The 2,477-nt window shown below is 67.4% G+C and carries 1 protein-coding gene and 1 pseudogene; one reads left to right on the top strand and one right to left on the bottom strand.

The window, feature by feature from the left end:
- Nucleotides 1–318: 318 nt before the first annotated feature.
- The gene (locus tag AB0I18_RS51890) at nucleotides 319–1,776 is read left to right on the top strand and encodes an APC family permease (protein ID WP_363112865.1); all 1,458 of its coding nucleotides are present in this window, start codon (nucleotides 319–321) and stop codon (nucleotides 1,774–1,776) included.
- A 502-nt stretch (nucleotides 1,777–2,278) separates the two neighbouring features.
- On the opposite strand, the pseudogene AB0I18_RS51885 reads toward AB0I18_RS51890, so the two are convergent.
- Nucleotides 2,279–2,477, bottom strand: a pseudogene (locus tag AB0I18_RS51885) (hypothetical protein); the annotation flags it as partial.

Below are 2,477 nucleotides of genomic sequence, written 5' to 3'. Positions count from 1 at the left end.
GTTGCTTCCATTGGTGCTGTTGTTGTCCGCCGGTGCCGGTGCCGGTGGTGCCGACGCGTCCCGGCCCGCGGGCGGCCGGCCGGTCCCGGTCCCGCGCCCCATGACACGACCGTCTGCCGCACGGGCGCCCTGGTCCCGGCCCGACCTCGTCGTAGAGATGGCGGACTGTGCCGCCGGTTTTCGGACATCTTCCAATGGAAGTGGCCGAGGTGAGTACCTACGGTTCTGGCATCTCAAACGTCACGTGGCGCACGCCACATCCAGACCCTCGCAACGGGCGGCGACGTATCCATGAACCGACATGATGGAGGACGCCATATGAGCACAGCGAGTGAAGCCGCTGATGCCGAAGTGGCCTCGAACAGCGCCAGTACCCCGGGCCTCCGAGGCAACATGGGCGTACTCGAACTGATCTTCACCGTCGTCGCCTACAACGGCCCGGTCGTGGTCTTCCTCGGGTTCATCCCCGTCTCCGTTCTGCTGGGGAACGGTATCGGAACGCCGGTGGCGTTCCTCGTCTGCGGAGTGATCGTCGCGATGCTTGCGGTCGGCATACTCACCATGTCGGCGCGACTCAAGAGGCCCGGCGGCTTCTATGCCCTCATCACCGCCGGTCTGGGCAGGGTGGTCGGCCTGGGCTCGGGCTTCGCGGCGCTCACCTGTTACTTCGTGGCCCTGCTCAGCGCCTACGCGCTCGGGGGGATCGCCCTCGACACCGCCATCGTGGAGATCTTTGACGGGCCGCACGTCGCGTGGTGGGTGTGGGCGGGTGTGATGCTCGTCGTGACGAGTGTGCTCGGCCATTTCAACATCAGCTTCTCGAGCCGGGTCCTCACGGTCTTCCTGGCCTGCGAACTCCTCCTCATGATCGCGTACGACATCTCGGTGCTCGCCAAGGGCGGCGCGCGCGGGATCGGCTTCGATTCCTTCACGCCGGACCAGGTGTTCTCGGGGTCGGTCTCGATCGCGTTCCTCTTCGGTATGGGTCTCTTCGGCGGCTTCGAGGCGACCGTGATCTTCCGGGACGAGGTGCGCAACCCGGAGCGCACGATTCCGGTCGCCACCTACGGCGTGGTGGCGCTGCTCGCCGGTCTCTACGGGGTGACCGCGTGGTGCTTCATCAACTCCTACGGTGCTGTCGCCGTCATGGACGCGGTCAACAAGAACCTGGTGACCGCGTCGACCGACAGCATCAAGCAGTACACCGGAGAGTTCGCCTATGACGCGGCCGTGGTCATGCTCTTCACCAGCTCGTTCGCCCTCGCCCTCGCGGCTCACAACATCACCGCCCGGTATGTGTTCAACCTGGGCGCCGACGGCATCCTGCCCCGAAGGTTCGGCCGGCCTCACGAGCGGCACGCGTCCCCGCACCGGGCCTCGCTCGCGCTCGGCGCGGCCGCGGCGCTCGTGCTCGGTGGCTTCGTGATCGCGAAGGTGCCCGAGGCCGACCTGTACGCGCGACTGGCCGGGCTCTACAGCTACGCGTTCGTCATCCTGCTCGTCCTCGTCGCGCTCGCCATCGGCGTGTACCTGCTGCGTGACCGCGTACACGGGAAGGCGGTGGGACCTGCGGTGGCCTCCCTTGCGGCGTTCCTCGTGCTGTGCGTGGTGCTCGTTCTGGCGACCAGCAACTTCACGCTGCTCACCGGAGCGACGGGAACCATGAAGAATGTCCTGATCACCGTGATCTGGGGTGTCACGTTGGCCGGCGGAGCGCTCGCGCTCCACCTCAGGCGGAACCGCGCCGAGGTCTACCAGAGCATCGGCCGCCAGTAGGGGAAACGGGCGGACCGCCATGCTCCACAGGGCCGTTCCTCAGTGGTCCTTGTCGAATCCGTTGGACGGCGGGATCGGCTGGGCTTTGTTGTTGAACATCGTCCCGGTGCGTCTCTGCAGGTCCTGGGCGGACAGGAGTGGCACGCTCGGCTCGGCGTAGTTCTTGGGGACTGCCCCGCGATTCCGATGAGTGCTTCAGTCAGCCGGTGCGTGATGCCGGCGCCCATGTAGTTCGGGCGGATGTCGGTCGTGATGAGGCCGGGGTTCGGTCCGAAGTAGGCGGAGCCGGGCAGTCGCCGCGGTGTATGACGACGCTCGGCGGACAGGTCATCGCCGCCGAATCTGACAGAGCAGTGCGCAGCGCGAAGGCGCCGAGCAGGCCGCCATAAACCGCGACACCCGCGCTGTGCTCAGCATGATCAGAGCGTTCACGGAGATGCCCACGACGATCTTCCAGGGCCCTTGCGACGGGAGCGCGCCCCGCGGCAGGGGATGGACAGACCTACAGCGCCGGGCGCCTGTGTGCCCACGGACGCGCCGACTCGAAGGCCAGCGCCGCGCGCAGGACCGTGGCGTCCTGTCCGTGGCGCCCCGCGATCTGCAGGCCGTCCGCGTCCGACCGCTCGATCCGCCGCAGCACACCGTCGAAGTCATGGGTGCCGAGCGGCAGGTACGCCTCCGCGCAGATACCGCCTCCCGAC

Origin of the sequence: Streptomyces sp. NPDC050704 (genome assembly GCF_040654355.1) — a bacterium.
Taxonomy (GTDB): Bacteria; Actinomycetota; Actinomycetes; order Streptomycetales; family Streptomycetaceae; genus Streptomyces.
Note: the sequence above shows the minus strand (reverse complement) of the source record. Positions and strands in the feature narration are given on the sequence as shown.